The following is a 19,449-nucleotide window of genomic DNA, read 5'->3' as shown; positions in this document are numbered from 1 at the left end:
TTGCATTGTTGACCAACATGATCTTTTTTTCAAGAAACAATATCACACAGCCATCATTTTAAATTGAGAAACTTACACCACAACCACATGATGAAACAGCATTGGGATTGTGGACTTGAAAAGACTGCCCCATAAGATCATCAACAAAATCAATCTCAGCTCCTTCCATAAAAGGAAGTGATAGTAAATCAATAAACACAACTGCCCCGTCTTTTTTGAGAACGAGGTCATCTTCACACATTTCAGAAACCAAGTCATATTTATAAGAAAAACCAGAACACCCACCACCTTCAACAGAAATACGTAATGCTATTTTATCGGGTTCACGCAAAAGTATCTGTGCAATTTTTTTGGCAGCAACATCTGAAATTTTCACATTCATTTTATATATCCTTGCATTAAACCATCAAGAAAGAGTATCCTACACTCAAAGAGCAGTTTATTTGTCATAAACCACTCTCAATTTTAAGATGATAATAGACAGCTTGCAATGGATATAGGAAATATCGACTTCAATTACCAATCTCGAGAAGTATACAGTGCTCATCCACAAACAAGCCGTGGTCGATTATACCATGAAACGATGAGTACCACACGCTCACCTTTTCAACGAGATAGAGATCGTATTATCCATTCTAATGCATTTCGACGTCTTAAACATAAAACGCAAGTGTTTATTGCTGATGAAAGCGATCATTACCGTACTCGCCTAACCCATTCCATAGAGGTTTCTCAAATTGCAAGAACATTAGCCCGTGCCCTGTGTCTTGATGAAGACCTTGCCGAAGCCATTGCCCTTGTTCACGACTTTGGACACACACCCTTTGGCCATGCAGGAGAAGATGCTCTTAATGAAGCCATGACACCGTATGGTGGCTTTGACCATAATGCACAAGCATTACGCATTGTCACAAAACTAGAACAGCGCTATGCAAATTTTGATGGACTTAACCTTACATGGGAAACCCTCGAAGGACTTGTAAAGCATAATGGTCCCCTTTTAGGTCCTTACGCGAAGAATAAGGAGGTTCCTATCGATATTTTACAATACAATGCGAAACAAGACCTTGCACTTGATTGTTTTGCAGGACTAGAAGCGCAATGTGCTGCTATTGCAGATGATATCGCATACAATGCGCATGATATTGATGATGGTCTACGGTCGCAATTTTTAACACTTGATCAATTTGAACATGTTTCACTAACAGCAGCAATATTAAAAGATATAACAGATGAGCATCCCCACCTCGACCAAGCGCGTCGCGGTTACACACTTGTACGAAGACAAATAACAACCATGGTTGAAGATGTTATCAAACAATCACAAGAAAATTTAGCACGAATCAAACCAACAAGCATAAACGATATTCACCAAGCAAAACAAACCATTGTCACCTTTTCACCGACAATGACCGTTTATGAAAAAGAACTAAAAAACTTTTTATTTAAAAATCTTTACTACCATGAACAAGTTCTTAGTCGTCGCAATGCAGCAAAATGCATTGTACAAAAATTATTCAATTGTTATTATGAAAATCCAAATACAATGCCTGAAAGTTGGCAGAGCAAAACAGTGCACTTAAAAAATCAAGAGTTAGCACGTTTGATTGCTGACTTTCTTTCAGGTATGACGGATCACTACGCTCTACGTGAATATCAGCGTTTATTTGACCATACAGATAATTTCGTTTAATGGCTTTTGGCATCATCATGGAAGCTAAATATGAATATCTTTAAAAATTTCGAAAAAAAAATTAAGAGATCAATTGAATTATCTGATATAAAAGGAAAAAATGGAGAAGATCTAGATTTATCAAAAATCACTGTTGATCCTCCGCGTGATTCCTCCCATGGTCATTTATCAACCAATGCTGCTATGGTACTTGCAAAATCTATTGGAATCAATCCACGTGCACTTGCAGATAAAATCATAGAACTTCTTAAAAATGATTCCTCTATCGAAAATATAGATGTTGCCGGTCCTGGCTTTATAAACATAAAGCTTACAAAATTATTTTGGCAAGATGCTATAAAATCTATGCTTGAATTAGGCACTTCTTATGGTCGTATTCCAATGGGACAAGGAAAATGCGTCAATGTTGAATATGTCTCAGCAAATCCGACAGGACCAATGCATGTAGGACATTGCCGCGGAGCGGTTGTTGGGGATGTTCTCTCCAATTTGCTACAATTTACGGGCTATAACATTACAAAAGAGTATTATATCAATGATGCGGGTCAACAAATCGAAGTCCTCGCCCATTCGGTACTATTGCGCTATCGTGAAGCTCTTGGGCAAAAAATTAATGAAATTCCAGAAGGACTCTATCCTGGAGAATACTTGATACCATTGGGTCAATCGCTTGCTCAAGAGTTTGGTGACCAACTCCTCACAATGGATAAAGATGAAGCCTTATCTCTTGTGAAAGAACGTGCAATTCATGCAATGATGTCCATGATTCGTGAAGATTTGGCTGCTCTTAATATCTATCATGATATCTTTTTTTCTGAGCGAATGCTTTATGCAGACAATGCACGCGCTATTCGTAACACGATTAATGATCTTACTTTAAATGGTTATATCTACAAAGGAAAACTTCCTCCTCCCAAGGGACAAAATACAGAAGACTGGGAACCAGACGAACAAACTTTGTTTCGTTCAACAAATGTCGGTGATGACCAAGACCGTGTTTTGATCAAATCTGACGGTTCTTACACTTATTTTGCAGCTGATGTTGCTTATTTTCGGGATAAGTTTAATCGTCATTTTGATGAAATGATTTACATTCTAGGAGCAGACCATGCGGGCTATGTAAAACGACTAGAGGCAATGGCAAAAGCGATTTCTGGTGATAAAGCCAAATTAAGTGTTTTCTTATGTCAATTGGTAAAACTCTTTCGCAACGGTCAACCTGTCCGCATGTCAAAAAGAGCAGGATCATTTGTCACTCTACGGGATGTTGTCGAAGAAGTTGGTCGTGATCCTGTGCGTTTTATGATGTTATACCGTAAGTGTGAAGCGCCTCTTGATTTTGATTTTGCAAAAGTAACAGAACAATCAAAAGATAACCCCATCTTTTATGTACAATATGCAAGTGCACGTTGTCACTCAGTCTTTCGTCAAGCACGAGAAGCGCTTCATATTAAAAGCTTTTCAAATGATACATTGATTGCCTATCTTCATCGATTAACAGATGACCATGAAATATTGTTAATACGCAAACTTTCTGAATATCCACGTATCATTGAACAGGCCGTAGTTCATAAGGAACCGCATCGATTAGCGTTTTATCTTTATGACCTTGCCTCCAGCTTTCACACCCATTGGAATAAAGGGAGTGAAAATCTCAATTTACGCTTTATTCAACCCGATGATAAAGAGTTATCCTTTGCAAGATTAGGATTGATACAAGCTGTTATCAATATTTTATCATCAGGGCTTACCATCATAGGAGTTGAGGCACCCATAGAAATGCGTTGAAAAAGTTCTATAAATACATACAATAGGTACTCTATTGATAAACTTTTTCATGTATCCTTGCATGAGAGGGGGAAAATTTATAATTTTAATATAACAAATCAAAATCAACCATTGATTGCACGTAAGTGCAAACTATCATGTGAGAAAAGCTATGAGCGATAACGATCGCAAAAATCTACACGAAACAAAACACGATCATGAACACCATGATCCTTTAGAAAGGCTTACGCGCATTTTTAATCCGCACAAACAAAGCGGAAACCAAAATGAGCAATCTTCTTTAAAAACAGATCGATCAACATCTCACCCCGAAATATCATCCCATGATGATGATTTTGATTTGTCCTTTCTAGAAGAGGAACTTGAAAATAATTTAGCACATGACTTACCGTTTGATGATCAAAAAAAACAATGGGGCTTGCATGCAACCAGCAACGCAAAAGCCTCAGATATTGCACAAGCTGCTTCTTTCAACCATTCAAAACAAAATAATTTATCTGAAGAGAAATATTCTTCATCTAGCAGTCATGATGAAGAACAAATTTTAGATGCGCTTTCTCCATTACCAATCCCAAAAAATCAATCACATCAACAGAAAACAACAGCAACCAGTGCTGATCCTTTTCTTGAAAAAAGTAATCTTATGTCACAATCAGAATCAGAAAATTTCTTTTTTGATAAATCTGAAAGGCGTGAAAATAAGAGAGAGACACCAGAAGATGTTGAACAAACCAGTCGTTTTTCACAAATAAATTCACAACAACCTGAGGCTACGAATATACAAAAAACTTATGATGACAATCAAAACCTCTATGACACTCCTATAAACCATCCCTATAAAATTTCAGCTGATCAAGAAAATTGGATTAAAAAAGATTATCCTGATTCCTCCTCTTCTACAGAGGAAAATGAGTTTTTCTCATCTTCTAATCTTGTGTCAGAAAGACAAAACACTACAAGAAATCAAACAACAAGTACCTTCTCCGCACCTTTAGATTCTCCACCAGTTGATAGACAATCTTATTTAAAGGGAGCTTCACAAGAAGATCATAAAACCAATTATCCCCATTTTTTTGAAGAAAACCCCTCACAACAAGAAACTTATAGCGAAAAAGTTCCGATATATGATGAGGCTCGAGCCCAATACATCAATAACGCCGAAGGTGCGTCTAACCCAAATAGAGAAATTTCATACAATGAAAATAATTTAGATGAGTTTCTTTCCTCATCCCCCTCTTTAAATACAAAACAAACGGATGACTTTTTTACCCATAACTATACGCACAGAGATACTCCCCCTCCCAATGTTGATACTTATAAATTTTCAGAGGAAATCGTAGAAAAAACTGGCCCTATTATGGTTCCAGAAGTTCCGTATGAAGCGCCAGAATATGATGTGCCAACTAATGGTGGTTTAGAAGAAGAATTTGCTGATGTACTCAATGTAGGGAATGTCCCAACGGATAATTTTTCTCAAAAACAACAGAAAAATGAGGTTTTTAGTGAAATTTTTCATCAGTCTATGCAAAATTCAAAAGAAGGTGTTTATATAAACTCTAAAGAACAAAACTCCGACTATTTTTCTTCTGCCAATATGGAATATAATTTTCCCTCTTTTAGCGAGAATTCATCATACACAAGCTCAGATGAGGTTCCCACGCATCCATCAGCTCCTCCTCCCTTAAAAAGTTTTATTTTTGGTAAAACTTTCATTAAAGGTTTTTTTATACTTATTTTAATAGGAATTGGGTTTGCTGGTTATTCTCACTTTTTTATGCCATCACAAAAAAATCAAGAAACGGTCATCATCCACGCTGATAATACGCCTTTTAAATTCAAACCAGAAACAACTGAAACGAAAAATGATGTTGCACATAATTTAGATATCTATAAACAAACAACTGAACAAAATGAGAAACAAGAAAATACACAACAATTTCTTATTGATAACTCTGAACAACCTGAAAATTTAAAAGAATTAAACCCTGAAGAATCTTCAAGCGTTTTCTCATCGTCTTTAAATGAATCTGATGTTGAAGATGCAGTCACAGAAGCCATAAATCATACTATTCCAATGCGAGAAGTACAAACTGTTATTGTCAATCAAGATGGTACAGTTACACTAGCCCCCGCGCATCAAACAAACAGCAAAACTGCTGCTCAATCTGAAGAAAGCATTGATCAAGCTTCTAATGAACTTCAAGATTCGTCCCATGATTCTGATATAAACGACCAAGAAAGAGATCATGATCTCAAAAATAATATTGATAAAATAATCGCAGAAAATAATTCTAGCTCAAATATTGAAGAAAAATTTATCCCAATTCCTTCTCATGCAGAGAGAAATGCACAAGTCGAAACAGAGACTGCACCTCGCCCCACCTCATCAAACAGAGTTGCACCACAAAATTCAGAAAGTTATTATGTACAACTTGCATCTCAACCAACGCATGAGCTAGCTAGAGATTCTTTAAAAAATATGAAATCTAAATTTGGGTTCCTTATCGGTGCCCGTCCTTTAAATATTCAATCCGCTTTTATACCAGGAAAAGGCACTTATTACCGTGTTCGGATTCAAGCGCAAGACCGTAATGAAGCCATAATCCTTTGTGAATCCATTAAAAGTTCTGGTGGAAGCTGCTTCATCACACGCTAAACCAATAATGCAGCGGTTTTAACAACCGTTGCATTATTTATTTCCATACCAGCTCATTACTTATCGAAAACGTTAGAAATTACAATTCCCTCAATCTTTTTCGCTTATGTCTTTGTGCTGACTTTATTCCTTAATCTACGTCGATTTTTGCTCTATCTAAAAGATTATATTTATGAAAAAATCACTCCGTACCCTTATAAGTATAAGGTACAAGGGGAGGCGAATTTAAATCTTTTTTGGGCGTTGTTACGCTTTGGCTTGTTTCTGGGGTATTATAACGCGAACTATGTTCAGGAGATTTTGCAAAAAAAGATCCTAAAAAACCAAAAATAAACCAGATAATAACCATCGCAAGAAGAATAGCAAAAATACCCTTAGCGATTGAAACAGGTTGTTCACGACCTCTTCTTTCTGCGGCCATACGTTCTTCATATGTGTGATAATTTTTATCAATCATAGTGGATTCCTTTTCTCAATTCCCTTACCTTTAAATTTCTAGAAAATATGCATATATGAAATTATTCAGATACTTATTGTGAGAAAACGATAATTATAGACAAAAGTTCCAGCTTACTTCATAAAGTTGAGGAGAAGAGGCAGGGATAGAATTAAAATATCCACCCTACCCTAGCCTTTGAATTCTATAATAAGCCCCTTTGTATTCTATAATAAAACATTGACACAAAGGTTTTGTTAATAATAGAGTTATAATTAAAATATTTCATTATTTTTATTAATAAAAATGAAACATACTCAGAAGGTTTTTTATGAAATCTCCCATATCATCGCTTCCCTTTAAAATAGAAAAACACCCATCTCCTCTGTCAGAAGAAAAACGTGAAAAAATTCTACAAAGTCCCGGTTTTGGTCAGTTTTTTACAGATCACATGTGTACTATTCAATGGACTGAAGACAAAGGCTGGCATAATGCCATCATTTCTCAATACAAAGCTTTAGAAATTAATCCTGCAAGTACCGTTTTGCATTACGGACAAGAAATTTTTGAGGGCTTAAAAGCATATCGTGCAAAAGATGGACGCATCTTGCTCTTCCGTCCTGATGCCAATGCACAACGCTTTATAGAATCAGCACAACGGTTAGCGATGCCAGAATTACCAAAAAATATTTTTCTAGATGCCGTTCATCAATTAGTAAAAATTGATCAAAAATGGGTTTCCGACCATCCCAATGCTAGCCTCTATATACGTCCATTTATGTTTGGCAATGAAAGCTTTTTGGGTGTTCGCTCTTCTCAAGAATATCTTTTTTGTATCATAGCCTCTCCAGTTGAATCCTATTTCAAAGGAGAAGAAAAATCTGTCAGCGTTTGGATTGAAACAGATTATAGTCGAGCCGGTCCAGGGGGGACAGGGGCTGCCAAATGTGGTGGAAACTATGCAGCGAGCTTACTTGCACAAAAAAATGCAACTGAAAACAATTGTAGCCAAGTGCTCTTTCTCGATATGGTTGAACATGAATGGATTGAAGAACTTGGTGGTATGAATGTCTGCTTTATTATGGACAATAATACACTCGTAACTCCTCCACTTAATGGAACAATCCTTCCAGGAATAACACGTCATTCGCTCTTAGAATTGGCAAAACAAATAGGATTAGAGATAGAAGAGCGTCCTTATTCCTTTAAATCTCTCCAAGAAGATGCAAAGAGTGGACATCTTAAAGAAGTCTTTGCTTGTGGTACAGCTGCCGTTGTCACATCAATTGGTCGTTTTAAATATAAAGGGGGAGAGTTTATTATTGGAAATGAAACAGTTGGAGAAATTACAAAGCAGCTTCGTACACAATTGGTTGGCCTTCAAAAAGGGGACATAGAAGACAAAAACGGCTGGGTACATTCTATCCAGCTCTCATAATAATGAGATATTTTTATATTTATAACGCTTCCATGAATACATATCTACCTTCATGGAAGCGTACGTGCTCACTAAAAAGTTTCTCTATTTTTTAGCGACTACAAAAAATATTAATCAAATTTTGAATAATCTTTATGCTGTGCTTTAATATTGCGAACTGTTCCCGTATGGGAACGCATTACGAGAGTTTCTGTTTGAATATAGCGAGGCGTGAATTTAACGCCAGAAAGCATATTACCATCTGTCACCCCTGTTGCTGAAAACAAAACATCACCCTTTGCCATTTCTTCCATTGTATAAACCTTATTGGGATCACTAATCCCCATTTTAGCTGCACGAGCAATTTTCTCTTCTGTATCAAGCAGCAAACGACCTTGCATCTGTCCCCCAATGCAGCGCAAAGCAGCAGAAGCTAAGACCCCCTCTGGTGCTCCACCAATCCCCATATAGATATCAATACCTGTTTCTTCTGGATCAGTTGTATCAATAACAGCAGCCACATCTCCATCCCCAATCAAGCGAATCGCTGCTCCTGTTGCTCGTACTTCATCAATCAATTTTTCGTGACGAGGTCTATCCATAATACAAACAGTAATCTGATTAACGGCTACTCCTTTAGCCTTTGCAAGAGCATGGATATTATCGGCAGGACAAGCATCTATATCTACTATTCCCTTTGGATAACCAGGACCAATAGCAATTTTTTTCATATAAACATCAGGAGCATAAAGGAGGTTACCCTTTTCAGCAATTGCAACCACAGTCAAAGAATTGGCAATATTTTTAGCACAAAGTGTTGTTCCCTCTAGTGGATCAAGTGCAATATCGATCGCCAATCCACTTTGAAGACCTACTTTTTCTCCAATATAAAGCATAGGCGCTTCATCCCGCTCACCTTCACCAATCACCACTGTACCATCAATAGGCAATCGATTAAGTTCCTGCCGCATTGCATCTACAGCAGCTTGATCCGCAGCCTTTTCATCGCCACGTCCGCGCCAGCGTGCAGCAGCAACAGCAGCACGTTCAGTAACACGTACCAATTCAAGTGTCAAAATACGATCAAGTCCATTTAAAATCTTCTGAGTTGTGGGCATATGAAAAAATCCTACCGAATGAATACCAGAAAAAATATGAGTCCTTATTAAATACTAAGAATAAAGTTTTTGGCAAAGATGAAAATTTTCCACAAGAGACAAAAGAACTCAAGCTTACCTTTTTGTCATTATCAAGAAAGTTATCAATTCTCTGCCATAGGTTCAATACGAATAAATTGAGATTTTGCAACAAGATGTCCATCTTTTTCAATTTCTGCAAGTGCCTGTCGTACATTCACCTCTGTTGTTTCATGCGTAATTAAAATAATTGTTTTTTCAATTTGATCTTCTACAAAAGATCTTTGAACAATCGACTCCAATGAGATGTGATTATCAGCCATATGCCTTGCGACCGCGGCAAAAACACCAGTACGATCATGAACATTTAAACGAATAAAATAACCACCTGCATGATGCGAAATACGTGCTTTTTTATGAGGAGCAAGTTCTAATGCTGGGCGTCTTAAAACAGGTGCATACTGAAAACCAGAACGTGCTTTTGCTATATCAGCCAAATCACCAATAACGGCTGATGCTGTTGCCTTTCCTCCGGCACCGGGACCAGAAAACAGTAATTCACCTAATAAATCACTTTGAATAGAAAGAGCATTGGTTACACCATTTATCTGTGCAATCATCGAGGATGTTGGTACCATTGTTGGATGAACGCGTTGCTCTATTCCAGAATCCGTTTTTAATGCAACCCCTAAAAGCTTAATCCGATACCCCAATTCATCAGCTGCTCGAATATCAATTTGCGAAATATTATGAATTCCTTCAACATAAACATCATCTAACGAAACAGCAGTTCCAAATGCCAAGCTTGTCAACAAAGCTAATTTATGAGCAGTATCATTTCCCTCAATATCAAAACTTGGATCTGCTTCAGCATACCCAAGTCTCTGTGCATCTGCTAAACAATCTTTAAATGAAAGACCTTCCGTAAACATACGTGTTAATATATAATTACAGGTTCCATTGAGAATACCATAAATTCGCGATATGCGATTACTAACAAGTGATTCTCTCATCGCTTTGATAACAGGAATTCCCCCAGCAACAGCTGCTTCAAAATGAAGAAAAACACCTTTTTTTTCTGCAATTATAGCGAGCTCTACTCCATGTTGAGCAAGAAGAGCTTTATTGGCTGTTACAACATGATGTCCCGCCTCAAGCGCTCTCTTAACAGCGGTATACACCACATCCAATTCACCACCAATTAACTCTACAAAAACATCAATCTCATCAGAAGCAGCCAACTCCACAGGTGAATCAAACCATTTTATACCACTAAGATCAATTCCACGATTGCGGCCTTTATCACGCGCACTAACAGCAACAACTTTGATGAATCGTCCACATTGACAAGCTAAACTATTCGCTTTTTCACATAGAGTTCGAACAACTGAAGTACCAACTGTACCAAGTCCCGCAACACCAACTTTTAAAGCTTCTGCCATTATTAACCACTGATCCCTATCTTCATTGAAAAATCGTTTAAATGATGTGCCAATCAACACAAAAAGTACTTATGTTCATAAAAACAAAAGAAATACCCTGCTCTATTCATTTCATTTTTTCTAATAGAATTATCCCCGCTTGTTCAATCAACATTCCTAAAAATATAATATTTATTGTCTTCAAAGATTTCAGAATTTTATAAAATATCTAATTCAGAATGAAAATCTGTAAAACTTATAAATGCAAGTTTCCATAAAGAAAAGTTCTAAAAAATAATCAATAACCAGTTAAAGAATATTGAAGAATTGGTAAGAAAGAATAAAAACATCTCTTCTAAATCAACAAGTATGGAACAAAAAACATTCTTTCATATGATAAATTAAGGGAATGAATAAAATAAAGTAAATCAGTAAATGATAACACATTCCTTCCTACCATTCCATAGCTTTAACTATAAATCTTTAATGCAAAAATCTTAACGCACTCATATATCAAAATAGAACCTTACATTAAAGTAAAAAACAAGACTTGATATGTGTACACCATAATTCTGAAATATTATAAATATGGAGAATAAATTTGCAAAATTCGAATATTTTATCTCAACTTATTACCACCTCTTTGCAAAACTAGCGAATTGAAGTGACAAAAAACTCAATTTACCCTTTATCCACGCTAATTCATTTTCAAATCAAGAACTTCTCAATATGTAAAAGAACAAATGAATGGTTTTTAATTTTAAAAATTTTACAGTCATGTAAAAGTAAATATAAGAAAATTATTTTTTAATATATTCTGTAAAAATTGCTTTAATATTTTTATTATAAAGAATCTTTTTATATTTTGTTAAACTGAAAGGAATCTGTGGCTTGTTCCTCAAAAAACTTTTGTATGATTGGTATTATTTGTTAATTTGGTAATAAATATTGTCTTTCTACTTCATAAATTATACAGTTTTTGCTTTATGATAAGCTCAAATGAGAAGTCTTCTGTATAAAGGCTCTTTCAAGCAAGTTAAATAATATTCTCATATGGTGAGCAAAGATAACAAACGATAAAATATGCAAAAAATAAATACATTAAAAATGCTGTTTTTGATCATTTTTGCCTACTCCTCAAACTGAAAAAAACAATCCAAACAGAAATCGCTCAAAAATTATTCAATAAAACACACTTTTTTCAAAAAAAATGACACAGAGGGCTTGCGAAGTAAAAAGATCCTCTCTATAAGCCTCATCATTGGTTTGCGCCCATCGTCTAGCGGTTAGGACATCGCCCTTTCACGGCGGAAACAGGGGTTCGATTCCCCTTGGGCGTACCATGTTTCTTTTTTTTATGTGTAATATATTCATTTTATTTGTGTTTTTAAAAATGAGGGATGCATAAATAAAAACGAGGGAATAAGATTTTAAAAGGAATCTCTTCGTAAAAAGGATACAAGAATCATTAGGTGATTAATTTCTTTGTTGCATTTCGAGGATAGTGCTTTACTGCGCACAGTTAATAACAATAAGAATCGATAAAACATAAAAATTAGAAGATTCTAGCTCGCGATACGGTAATTTTATAAGTCATATCCTTGCGTATTTTCCAACCTTCAAAATTGAAGTTTATCCCAAACGCATTTTATATGAAGCATTTCTAATTACAGTGCCATTGTTATCACATTAAACTTTTTATAAACAAACAGACCGTAAGCTTAAAATTGAAATAGCAATATAAAAATAGTTTCTTATTCACCTAACACAACAAATCAAGAAACTATAATTCAGAATACGATCAACTTATTAAATGGAATCTCTGATAATAAAAATGTATAATCTTGATCCCCCGATGATCTAACTACCTTATCTATTAAACAGATTCCTCATCAATCATAGAATAATTATAGATTTGCAAACACATCACTTCTTTTCAAAAATTAAACCCTCCAACAAAATTTTACACTCTATTGATAATATATTCTAAAAGCTCATATTTGAATGCTTTTTTCCCCTGTTTTTACTTTTCATTATAAACTTGAAAGTGTTATACAAATAGTATCGCTTAAAAGAAAAAGGATTTCTAATGGTAAAGATCAAAGTAGAAAACCCCGTTGTTGAACTTGATGGGGATGAGATGACCCGCATCATCTGGAAATATATCAAAGATAAATTAATCTATCCCTACCTCGACATTGATCTAAAATATTATGATCTTTCCGTCGAAAGTCGTGATGCAACCAATGATCAGGTAACTATCGATTCTGCCAATGCTATCAAAAAATATGGGGTTGGTATAAAATGCGCAACCATCACACCTGATGAGGCACGCGTTAAAGAATTTAACCTAAAAAAAATGTGGAAATCACCTAATGGCACAATCCGCAATATTTTAGGAGGAGTCATTTTTCGCGAACCCATTATCTGTAAAAATGTCCCTCGCCTTGTTCCTAACTGGACAAAGCCAATTATTATCGGACGTCACGCTTTTGGTGATCAATACAAAGCAACAGATTTTAAATTTCCAGGAAAAGGGAAATTAAGTATTAAATTTGTCGGTGATGATAATCAAGTTATTGAACATGATGTTTTTGATGCTCCAAGCGCAGGGGTTGCCATGGCTATGTATAACCTTGATGAGTCAATTCGTGATTTTGCCCGCGCATCCTTTAATTATGGACTACAACGAAATGTTCCAGTTTATCTTTCAACAAAAAATACCATTCTAAAAACTTACGATGGTCGTTTTAAAGATATTTTTCAAGAAATATTCGATACGGAATTTAAAACTGAATTTGAAAACCGTAAATTATATTACGAACACCGTCTTATTGATGATATGGTTGCTTCTGCATTAAAGTGGTCAGGTGGATACGTATGGGCATGTAAAAACTATGATGGTGATGTCCAATCTGATATTGTTGCCCAAGGCTTTGGTTCTCTGGGTCTCATGACTTCTGTTCTCATGACACCTGACGGCAAAATTGTTGAAGCAGAGGCAGCACACGGCACCGTAACACGCCATTACCGTCAGCATCAAAAAGGTGAAGAAACATCAACAAATTCCATTGCCTCTATTTTTGCATGGACGCGTGGACTAGCGCACCGTGCTAAACTAGATAACAATGGGAAATTAAAAAACTTTTCCACGACATTGGAAGAAGTTTGTATTAAAACCGTCGAAGAAGGTTTTATGACTAAAGATCTCGCACTTTTGATTGGGCCTAAACAAAAGTGGCTTTCTACAACAGGTTTCCTCAATAAAATTGATGAGAATCTCAAAAAAGCAATGGGCAATTAAGTTATTACTTAAATTAAAATTCAAAGCTCTAAACAGAGCTTTGAATTTCTCTTGGCAAATTTAAAGAACTGCCTTATAAATAAAAAGAGGATAAATTTTATTAAATAGCAAAAACAGTGAAAAAACAAAGCTGGTCTGCGCTTTTATTAGGTAAAAATGGTCTTTGCTTTTTGACGTTTATAGGCGGTGTTGTGTTACACGCTACCAACGTTTATATTGTTATTACTATTTTGCCCTCTCTTATGAATCATATTGGCAATGAAATATATTATTCTTGGGTGGCAACTGTCTTTATTACAGCTTCACTTCTTGGGACTTCACTTGCAACAAAAATATTAGGGAAATTAGGTCCTCGCAACACTTATGTTCTCTCTGGACTTATCTTTACCCTAGGCACTTTCATGTGCAGCATTTCTTCATCTATGCCATTATTTTTAATAGGACGTTTTATTCAAGGATTTGGAAGTGGTTCTTTGTTATCCTTATCCTATTCCATGGTACGTATTGTTTTCAGTCCATCTTTATGGTCACACGCATTAAGTGTCATCTCTGGAATGTGGGGAATATCAACCTTGTTAGGACCAGCAATCGGAGGAATTTCTGTATATTATGGCATGTGGAGAGCATCTTTTTGGATCATTGGTGCATTAGCTATATTATTCTCACTCATAGCCTTTAAATTTTTACCCCAAAAGAATGAAAATTATATTCCAACAACCCCTCTCCCTCTGCTCCAGCTTCTCACACTCACCTTATTGATTTTTATCATTTCTGTTGGAGGAGCTATGGACACAACAATGGCCAAAATTTGCGGATTAGTTATCGGACTTAGTCTCCTCTTTGTCCTAGCAAAAATCGAATCATCTACCCTTCATCCTATGTTGCCACGCAAATCCTTTTCTTTTTCTTCTGAAATTTTTCCTGTTTACGCATTAATACTCGTTATGACGACAGTCGTATATAGTATGGAGCTTTATTTCCCACTTTTTCTTCAAGAGCTTCATGGACAAACTCCACTTCTTGCTGGTTACATAGCAGCACTTATGAGCCTAGGATGGACATGTGGAGCCCTCTCAAGCGCTGGTGTATCGGCAAAAAAAATTCGCAACATCATTATATACTCCCCCCTATTAAAACTATTAGGCATAGCTATTCTTTTATGGCTCATTCCAACAGAAGTTTCCACACTTGAATATATTTTTATGATCTGCTTAGCACTGTTTTTTATTGGAATCAGTGCGGGCATAGCATGGCCACATTTGCTCACAAGGATCTTACAATGTGCAAATGATGAAGATGCTCTCCGTGCCAGTGAATCCCTTACCTCTGTACAACTATTTTCAGCGGCCTTAAGTGCAACTCTAGCAGGAGTTATCACCAATCTTGCTGGCCTCTTTAATCCTGGAGGAACAATAGGAATGATCTTAGCAGCAAAAACTCTTCTTATAGTGCTTATGGGTCTTTTATTTTGTCTTGCTATTCCATTAGCACTGCGCATTTCTTACTGCATATTAAAAAAACCAACAGGACATTCCAATAACTAAAAATAAATATAAAAATTCCTTCTTCATTTAAAAAATGAAAAATATTAAGCATGCTTCTCCATATACCATGAGATGCAAAAAACCATTAATCCACACAAAGTTAGAACACTTCCTAAAACAGCTGTATATTCATAACTATAGCCCAATTTTAAAACTAATGCTCCAGATTCTGCACCAAGAGCGTTGGCAATATTAAAAGCAGACTGCATTAATGCTCCTGCCAAAATCTGTCCCTGTAGTGCAACATCCATAATTTTTGTTTGTATAGAAGGCATAGCAGCAAAAGAAGTTCCAACAAAAAAGCATCCTATTGCCGCTGTTAACGGAGCATAGGATAAAAAGAAAAAAAGAAAAAAAACAAATACGCTCCAAAGCATAGAAAAAAATATCATCGGCGAAATACCAATTTTAACGGCTAATTTAGGCCCCAAGAGATTTCCTACCACCATACCCAATCCAACTAAAGGCATGATAAATGGTACCAACTCAAGTGAAACACCAGAAATATGCATTAACGTTGGCTTGATATAAGTGAAAACAGAAAATAATCCTGACGCTCCCACCGAAACCATCAACAAAAGAAACCACACCTGCTTTTGCTTTAATGCACCCATTTCTTGCAAAGGATTCGTTTTTGGAAAAATTGAATCACAAGGAAAAAAATTCCAAATAAGCAAGCTACATAATAAAGCAATCATACCCACAAGGATAAAAGCAATCTGCCAACCAATAAGTTGACCAATCCAAGTAGCACTGGGTGCTCCCAAAACGGTTGCAATTGTTAAGCCGAGCATAACATATCCAACAGCTTTAGAACGTTCTTTCATTTCGACCATTGAAGAGGCAACCATAGCCGCAAGTCCAAAATAGATTCCATGGGGAAGTCCACTGAGAAAGCGTAATACGACTAATATGCTAAAATCAGAAAAAAAGGCACTAGCAATATTTGCTAAAGCATAAAAAAGCATCAATCCTATCAAAACAGTTTTGCGTGATACCTGAGCTGTTGCCACAGCTAAAAGAGGTGCTCCAATCACAACTCCTAATGCATAAGCAGAAATATATTGACCAGCGGTAGGAATATCAACATAGGAACTTCGTGCCATCTCTGGTAGTAGCCCCATTGCGACAAACTCTGCAGTACCAATAGCAAAACTCCCCACAGCAAGAGCTAAAATTATTAAACGCCGTATTCTCGAATCAATTCCCAATGCAAGAACCTTTTGTTGATAAAAATCCTTCATATCATCACTTCTGGATAGGAGTTTTAACTGTAGATATCTGTAATACACACAAACAAAAATTCAAAACATTGTTATACGCATGCCCAATAGTCCCTAATAAAATTTTAGAAATATTTTGATATATAAAGCATTTTATGAAGCTTTAAGTAAGATTCTTTAATGAAAAACCTTTGAAAACCTCAAGGTCACAGACGTATTTACCTATTTTTATCAGATCTGCCAGATAATAAACTTTACCTCCTCTTTTCAGTCATTGTAATTTTACAATGAAAGCTTTATTTTGCAACGACATACTATATCCTATAAATAATTCTAAAATTTGCTGAAGAATGCATTTCAACAAGTGAATAATATCTCATCATTATTTTGATACAAAGATAAAACGTCTCCCCTAAAATTATTGTTGCTTTATTTTTGCTACCTGAATACAGACCCTCCAAATCGATAAGTTATAATTTCAACTTTATGCCATTTTTATAAATTATTATAAATTCTTTTAAAAATTCTCATGATAATAGTGCTTGGTTTCTAGATTTATTAAATACCCTCTTTTAGACATCTTTAGCCCTCCCTCATCTAACAGAGGAATCGCATCAGATATCTAACTCACTATCTGTAAATTAAAATATTCACATAAATATATTATGATTATTTTCAGATAAATTCTATAAACAAAGCAAAAAACAAATATAACAAATTTTGTATAAGTATATTTATTTATATTTTATAAATATGACAATTATCGTGATTAATATTTAATTTATTATAACATTATATCTATAGTTTTATAATATTAATAATATTACATAAATATATTTTAAAGAATATTTATATATGAAAAATTAAAAAATAAAATTACAACATTTAAAATTTTGTAATTTTATTTTAACTTTATTTTAATTTTCTAAAAATTTATCTGTTCGATTGTATATAATCCATTCTTTAACTTTAGTAATAAAAAATACCAAGTAGCTCATAAAAGTACAATTTTCATACTTCTTTAAGAGTTCGCTAACGCCTCATTAACATTGTTGCTGTAAACAATCATCAGAAACAGAAAAACTGTTTTTCTCCGGATCAGGTAGCGCGTACCGGAGTAACAGTTTCTGTTTTATATAGTACTTAGAAAGAGAATATATGCCCTATAAAACCGCACTGTTATATCTTAAGATAGTGGATTTTATAATTTTGGAAGATGTTTCTAATTTCATATTTTTAGCTAAATTTGTAAGTGCGAGAATAAATTCAATAAAAAAATGAGGTGCTATATTTCGATTAATATTTTAGCGTCCTTGTGCCCATAGAGCACGCGTTTCAGCGCAAAAATCAGCATAACAACCTTCCTCAATGGCATCACGAACTCCCTGCATAAGTTGTTGATAATAAAAAAGATTATTCCAAGTCAATAACATCCCCCCAAGAGATTCACCAGATTTGATCAAATGATGCAAATAAGCACAACTATAATCATGTGCTGCTGGACAAAGTGACTGTGGATCAAGAGGATGTGGATCTTCTGCATAACGCGCATTACGCAAATTAATTCTACCAAAGCGGGTAAAAGCTAAACCATGACGTCCTGCACGCGTCGGCATAACACAATCAAACATATCAATACCACGAGCAACACTTTGTAAAATATCATCAGGTGTCCCTACTCCCATAAGATAGCGTGGTTTATCCTCTGGTAAAATCGGACAAGTAGTATCCAATACTGCTGTCATAACACTCTGCGGCTCACCAACAGCAAGCCCTCCAATAGCATAACCTTTTAAATCCATTTCTTTTAATGCTTGAGCAGAACGCTCACGCAGTTTCATATTATCACCACCTTGAACAATCCCAAACAATGCTTTATCTGGCTGATCTCCAAAAGCTGTTTTACAACGCAGCGCCCACCGCAATGAAAGTTCCATAGCTTCTTCCATTTCTTTTTCAGTGGCAGGTAATGCAATACATTGATCCAACTGCATCTGGATATCCGCATCAAGAAGCCCTTGAATTTCGATAGAACGCTCTGGACTCATTTCATAGTAAGCGCCATTAATGTAAGAGCGAAAAATCACACCTTGTTCAGTAATTTTACGGATTCCCTCCAGCGACATCACCTGAAAGCCTCCAGAATCAGTTAAAATAGGTCCGCTCCAGCGTGAAAATTCGTGTAATCCTCCCAAACGTGCAACACGTTCAGCTCCTGGACGTAACATTAAATGATAAGTATTTCCCAAAATGATATCTGCACCAAGATCACGAATTTGATCCATATACATAGCCTTAACGGTTCCTGCCGTCCCAACTGGCATAAATGCGGGTGTACGAACGCATCCTCGCCCCGTTATAATTTCGCCTCGACGTGCATACCCATCTTGAGCAATTTTTCTATAATGAAATGTCTTTATCATAACTCTCGTCTTTTTGATTCCATCAATGCATATCTCTATAGAAAGAAAAAAGATATCCCCTTACGAGCATTGTCATAAGCTTTATGAATTAATTTTTGATTCGCTCAATATTGTAATCAGCATCAAAAATTAAACGAGATAAAAGAACATTTCTTGTTAAGAAATCAACATAATAAAAGTGATAATCTAGCTCCAGAAAACAAGTAAAATCCTTATAATATCACGCCTCAAAATACCTATGCTTAACGCACTAAAGCCTTAACAGAACTGCAAAATTATTATCTCAACAATCTCATCTTTACGTACTTTCATAAGTAATAATTTCGTACGAATAGAAGAAAGTTATGAACGCATTGTACAACTTACAATATTCTTTAACTTTTACAGATAAAAAGTTTTCATCTATCG

12 protein-coding genes and 1 tRNA gene are annotated in these 19,449 nt (G+C 35.5%); 7 read left to right on the top strand and 6 right to left on the bottom strand.

Going from position 1 to position 19,449, the window contains the following annotated elements:
• Nucleotides 1-58 precede the first annotated feature (58 nt).
• A complete protein-coding gene (locus ACFILZ_RS05200) occupies nucleotides 59-382 on the bottom strand; it encodes a HesB/IscA family protein (protein WP_375606652.1) in 324 nt (107 codons plus the stop codon).
• Between the two features lie 108 nt (nucleotides 383-490).
• Between ACFILZ_RS05200 and ACFILZ_RS05195 the strand changes: the two genes are divergently transcribed.
• The 3 genes from ACFILZ_RS05195 (at nucleotide 491) to ACFILZ_RS05185 (ending at nucleotide 6,137) form a co-directional block, all read left to right on the top strand.
• Nucleotides 491-1,693 (top strand): deoxyguanosinetriphosphate triphosphohydrolase, encoded by a 1,203-nt coding sequence (locus ACFILZ_RS05195; RefSeq protein ID WP_375610448.1) that lies wholly within the window; start codon nucleotides 491-493, stop codon nucleotides 1,691-1,693.
• A 30-nt stretch (nucleotides 1,694-1,723) separates the two neighbouring features.
• Complete coding sequence (gene argS / locus ACFILZ_RS05190; protein ID WP_375610447.1) at nucleotides 1,724-3,481, top strand: arginine--tRNA ligase; 1,758 nt, start codon at nucleotides 1,724-1,726, stop codon at nucleotides 3,479-3,481.
• A 151-nt stretch (nucleotides 3,482-3,632) separates the two neighbouring features.
• Nucleotides 3,633-6,137, top strand: coding sequence for an SPOR domain-containing protein (locus tag ACFILZ_RS05185; RefSeq protein WP_375610446.1), 2,505 nt, complete (start codon nucleotides 3,633-3,635; stop codon nucleotides 6,135-6,137).
• Between the two features lie 181 nt (nucleotides 6,138-6,318).
• Here ACFILZ_RS05185 and ACFILZ_RS05180 read toward each other — a convergent pair whose 3' ends face one another.
• Nucleotides 6,319-6,594 carry a hypothetical protein gene (locus tag ACFILZ_RS05180; protein ID WP_375606656.1) on the bottom strand — a complete coding sequence of 92 codons (276 nt, stop codon included), beginning with the start codon at nucleotides 6,592-6,594 and terminating at the stop codon, nucleotides 6,319-6,321.
• A gap of 310 nt (nucleotides 6,595-6,904) precedes the next feature.
• Between ACFILZ_RS05180 and ACFILZ_RS05175 the strand changes: the two genes are divergently transcribed.
• Complete coding sequence (locus ACFILZ_RS05175) at nucleotides 6,905-8,011, top strand: branched-chain amino acid aminotransferase (protein ID WP_375608328.1); 1,107 nt, start codon at nucleotides 6,905-6,907, stop codon at nucleotides 8,009-8,011.
• 110 nt (nucleotides 8,012-8,121) lie between these two features.
• On the opposite strand, the gene glpX is transcribed toward ACFILZ_RS05175, so the two are convergent.
• On the bottom strand, nucleotides 8,122-9,108 hold the full coding sequence (gene glpX / locus ACFILZ_RS05170; protein WP_375610445.1) for a class II fructose-bisphosphatase: 987 nt from the start codon (nucleotides 9,106-9,108) through the stop codon (nucleotides 8,122-8,124).
• Between the two features lie 143 nt (nucleotides 9,109-9,251).
• On the bottom strand, nucleotides 9,252-10,568 hold the full coding sequence (locus ACFILZ_RS05165) for a homoserine dehydrogenase (RefSeq protein ID WP_375606659.1): 1,317 nt from the start codon (nucleotides 10,566-10,568) through the stop codon (nucleotides 9,252-9,254).
• A gap of 1,247 nt (nucleotides 10,569-11,815) precedes the next feature.
• On the opposite strand from ACFILZ_RS05165, the gene ACFILZ_RS05160 reads away from it, so the two are divergent.
• The 3 genes from ACFILZ_RS05160 to ACFILZ_RS05150 all read left to right on the top strand — a co-directional run bounded on the left by ACFILZ_RS05160 (nucleotide 11,816) and on the right by ACFILZ_RS05150 (nucleotide 15,395).
• Nucleotides 11,816-11,890 (top strand) — tRNA-Glu (locus tag ACFILZ_RS05160).
• A 746-nt stretch (nucleotides 11,891-12,636) separates the two neighbouring features.
• The gene (locus ACFILZ_RS05155; protein ID WP_375610444.1) at nucleotides 12,637-13,851 is read left to right on the top strand and encodes an NADP-dependent isocitrate dehydrogenase; all 1,215 of its coding nucleotides are present in this window, start codon (nucleotides 12,637-12,639) and stop codon (nucleotides 13,849-13,851) included.
• Nucleotides 13,852-13,967: 116 nt separating this feature from the next.
• Nucleotides 13,968-15,395: an MFS transporter gene (locus tag ACFILZ_RS05150; RefSeq protein ID WP_375610443.1), complete on the top strand. Its 1,428-nt coding sequence runs from the start codon at nucleotides 13,968-13,970 to the stop codon at nucleotides 15,393-15,395.
• 44 nt (nucleotides 15,396-15,439) lie between these two features.
• Here the strand turns inward: ACFILZ_RS05150 and ACFILZ_RS05145 are convergent, their stop codons facing one another.
• A complete protein-coding gene (locus ACFILZ_RS05145; RefSeq protein ID WP_375606662.1) occupies nucleotides 15,440-16,639 on the bottom strand; it encodes an MFS transporter in 1,200 nt (399 codons plus the stop codon).
• A gap of 1,283 nt (nucleotides 16,640-17,922) precedes the next feature.
• The gene (gene tgt / locus ACFILZ_RS05140) at nucleotides 17,923-19,041 is read right to left on the bottom strand and encodes a tRNA guanosine(34) transglycosylase Tgt (protein WP_375610442.1); all 1,119 of its coding nucleotides are present in this window, start codon (nucleotides 19,039-19,041) and stop codon (nucleotides 17,923-17,925) included.
• Between the last annotated feature and the right edge of the window lie 408 nt (nucleotides 19,042-19,449).

This window comes from Bartonella sp. AP40SXNS (assembly GCF_042195825.1).
Lineage (GTDB): Bacteria > Pseudomonadota > Alphaproteobacteria > Rhizobiales > Rhizobiaceae > Bartonella.
The sequence above is the reverse complement of the archived record's forward strand: the minus strand, read 5'-3'. Positions and strand labels throughout refer to the sequence as shown.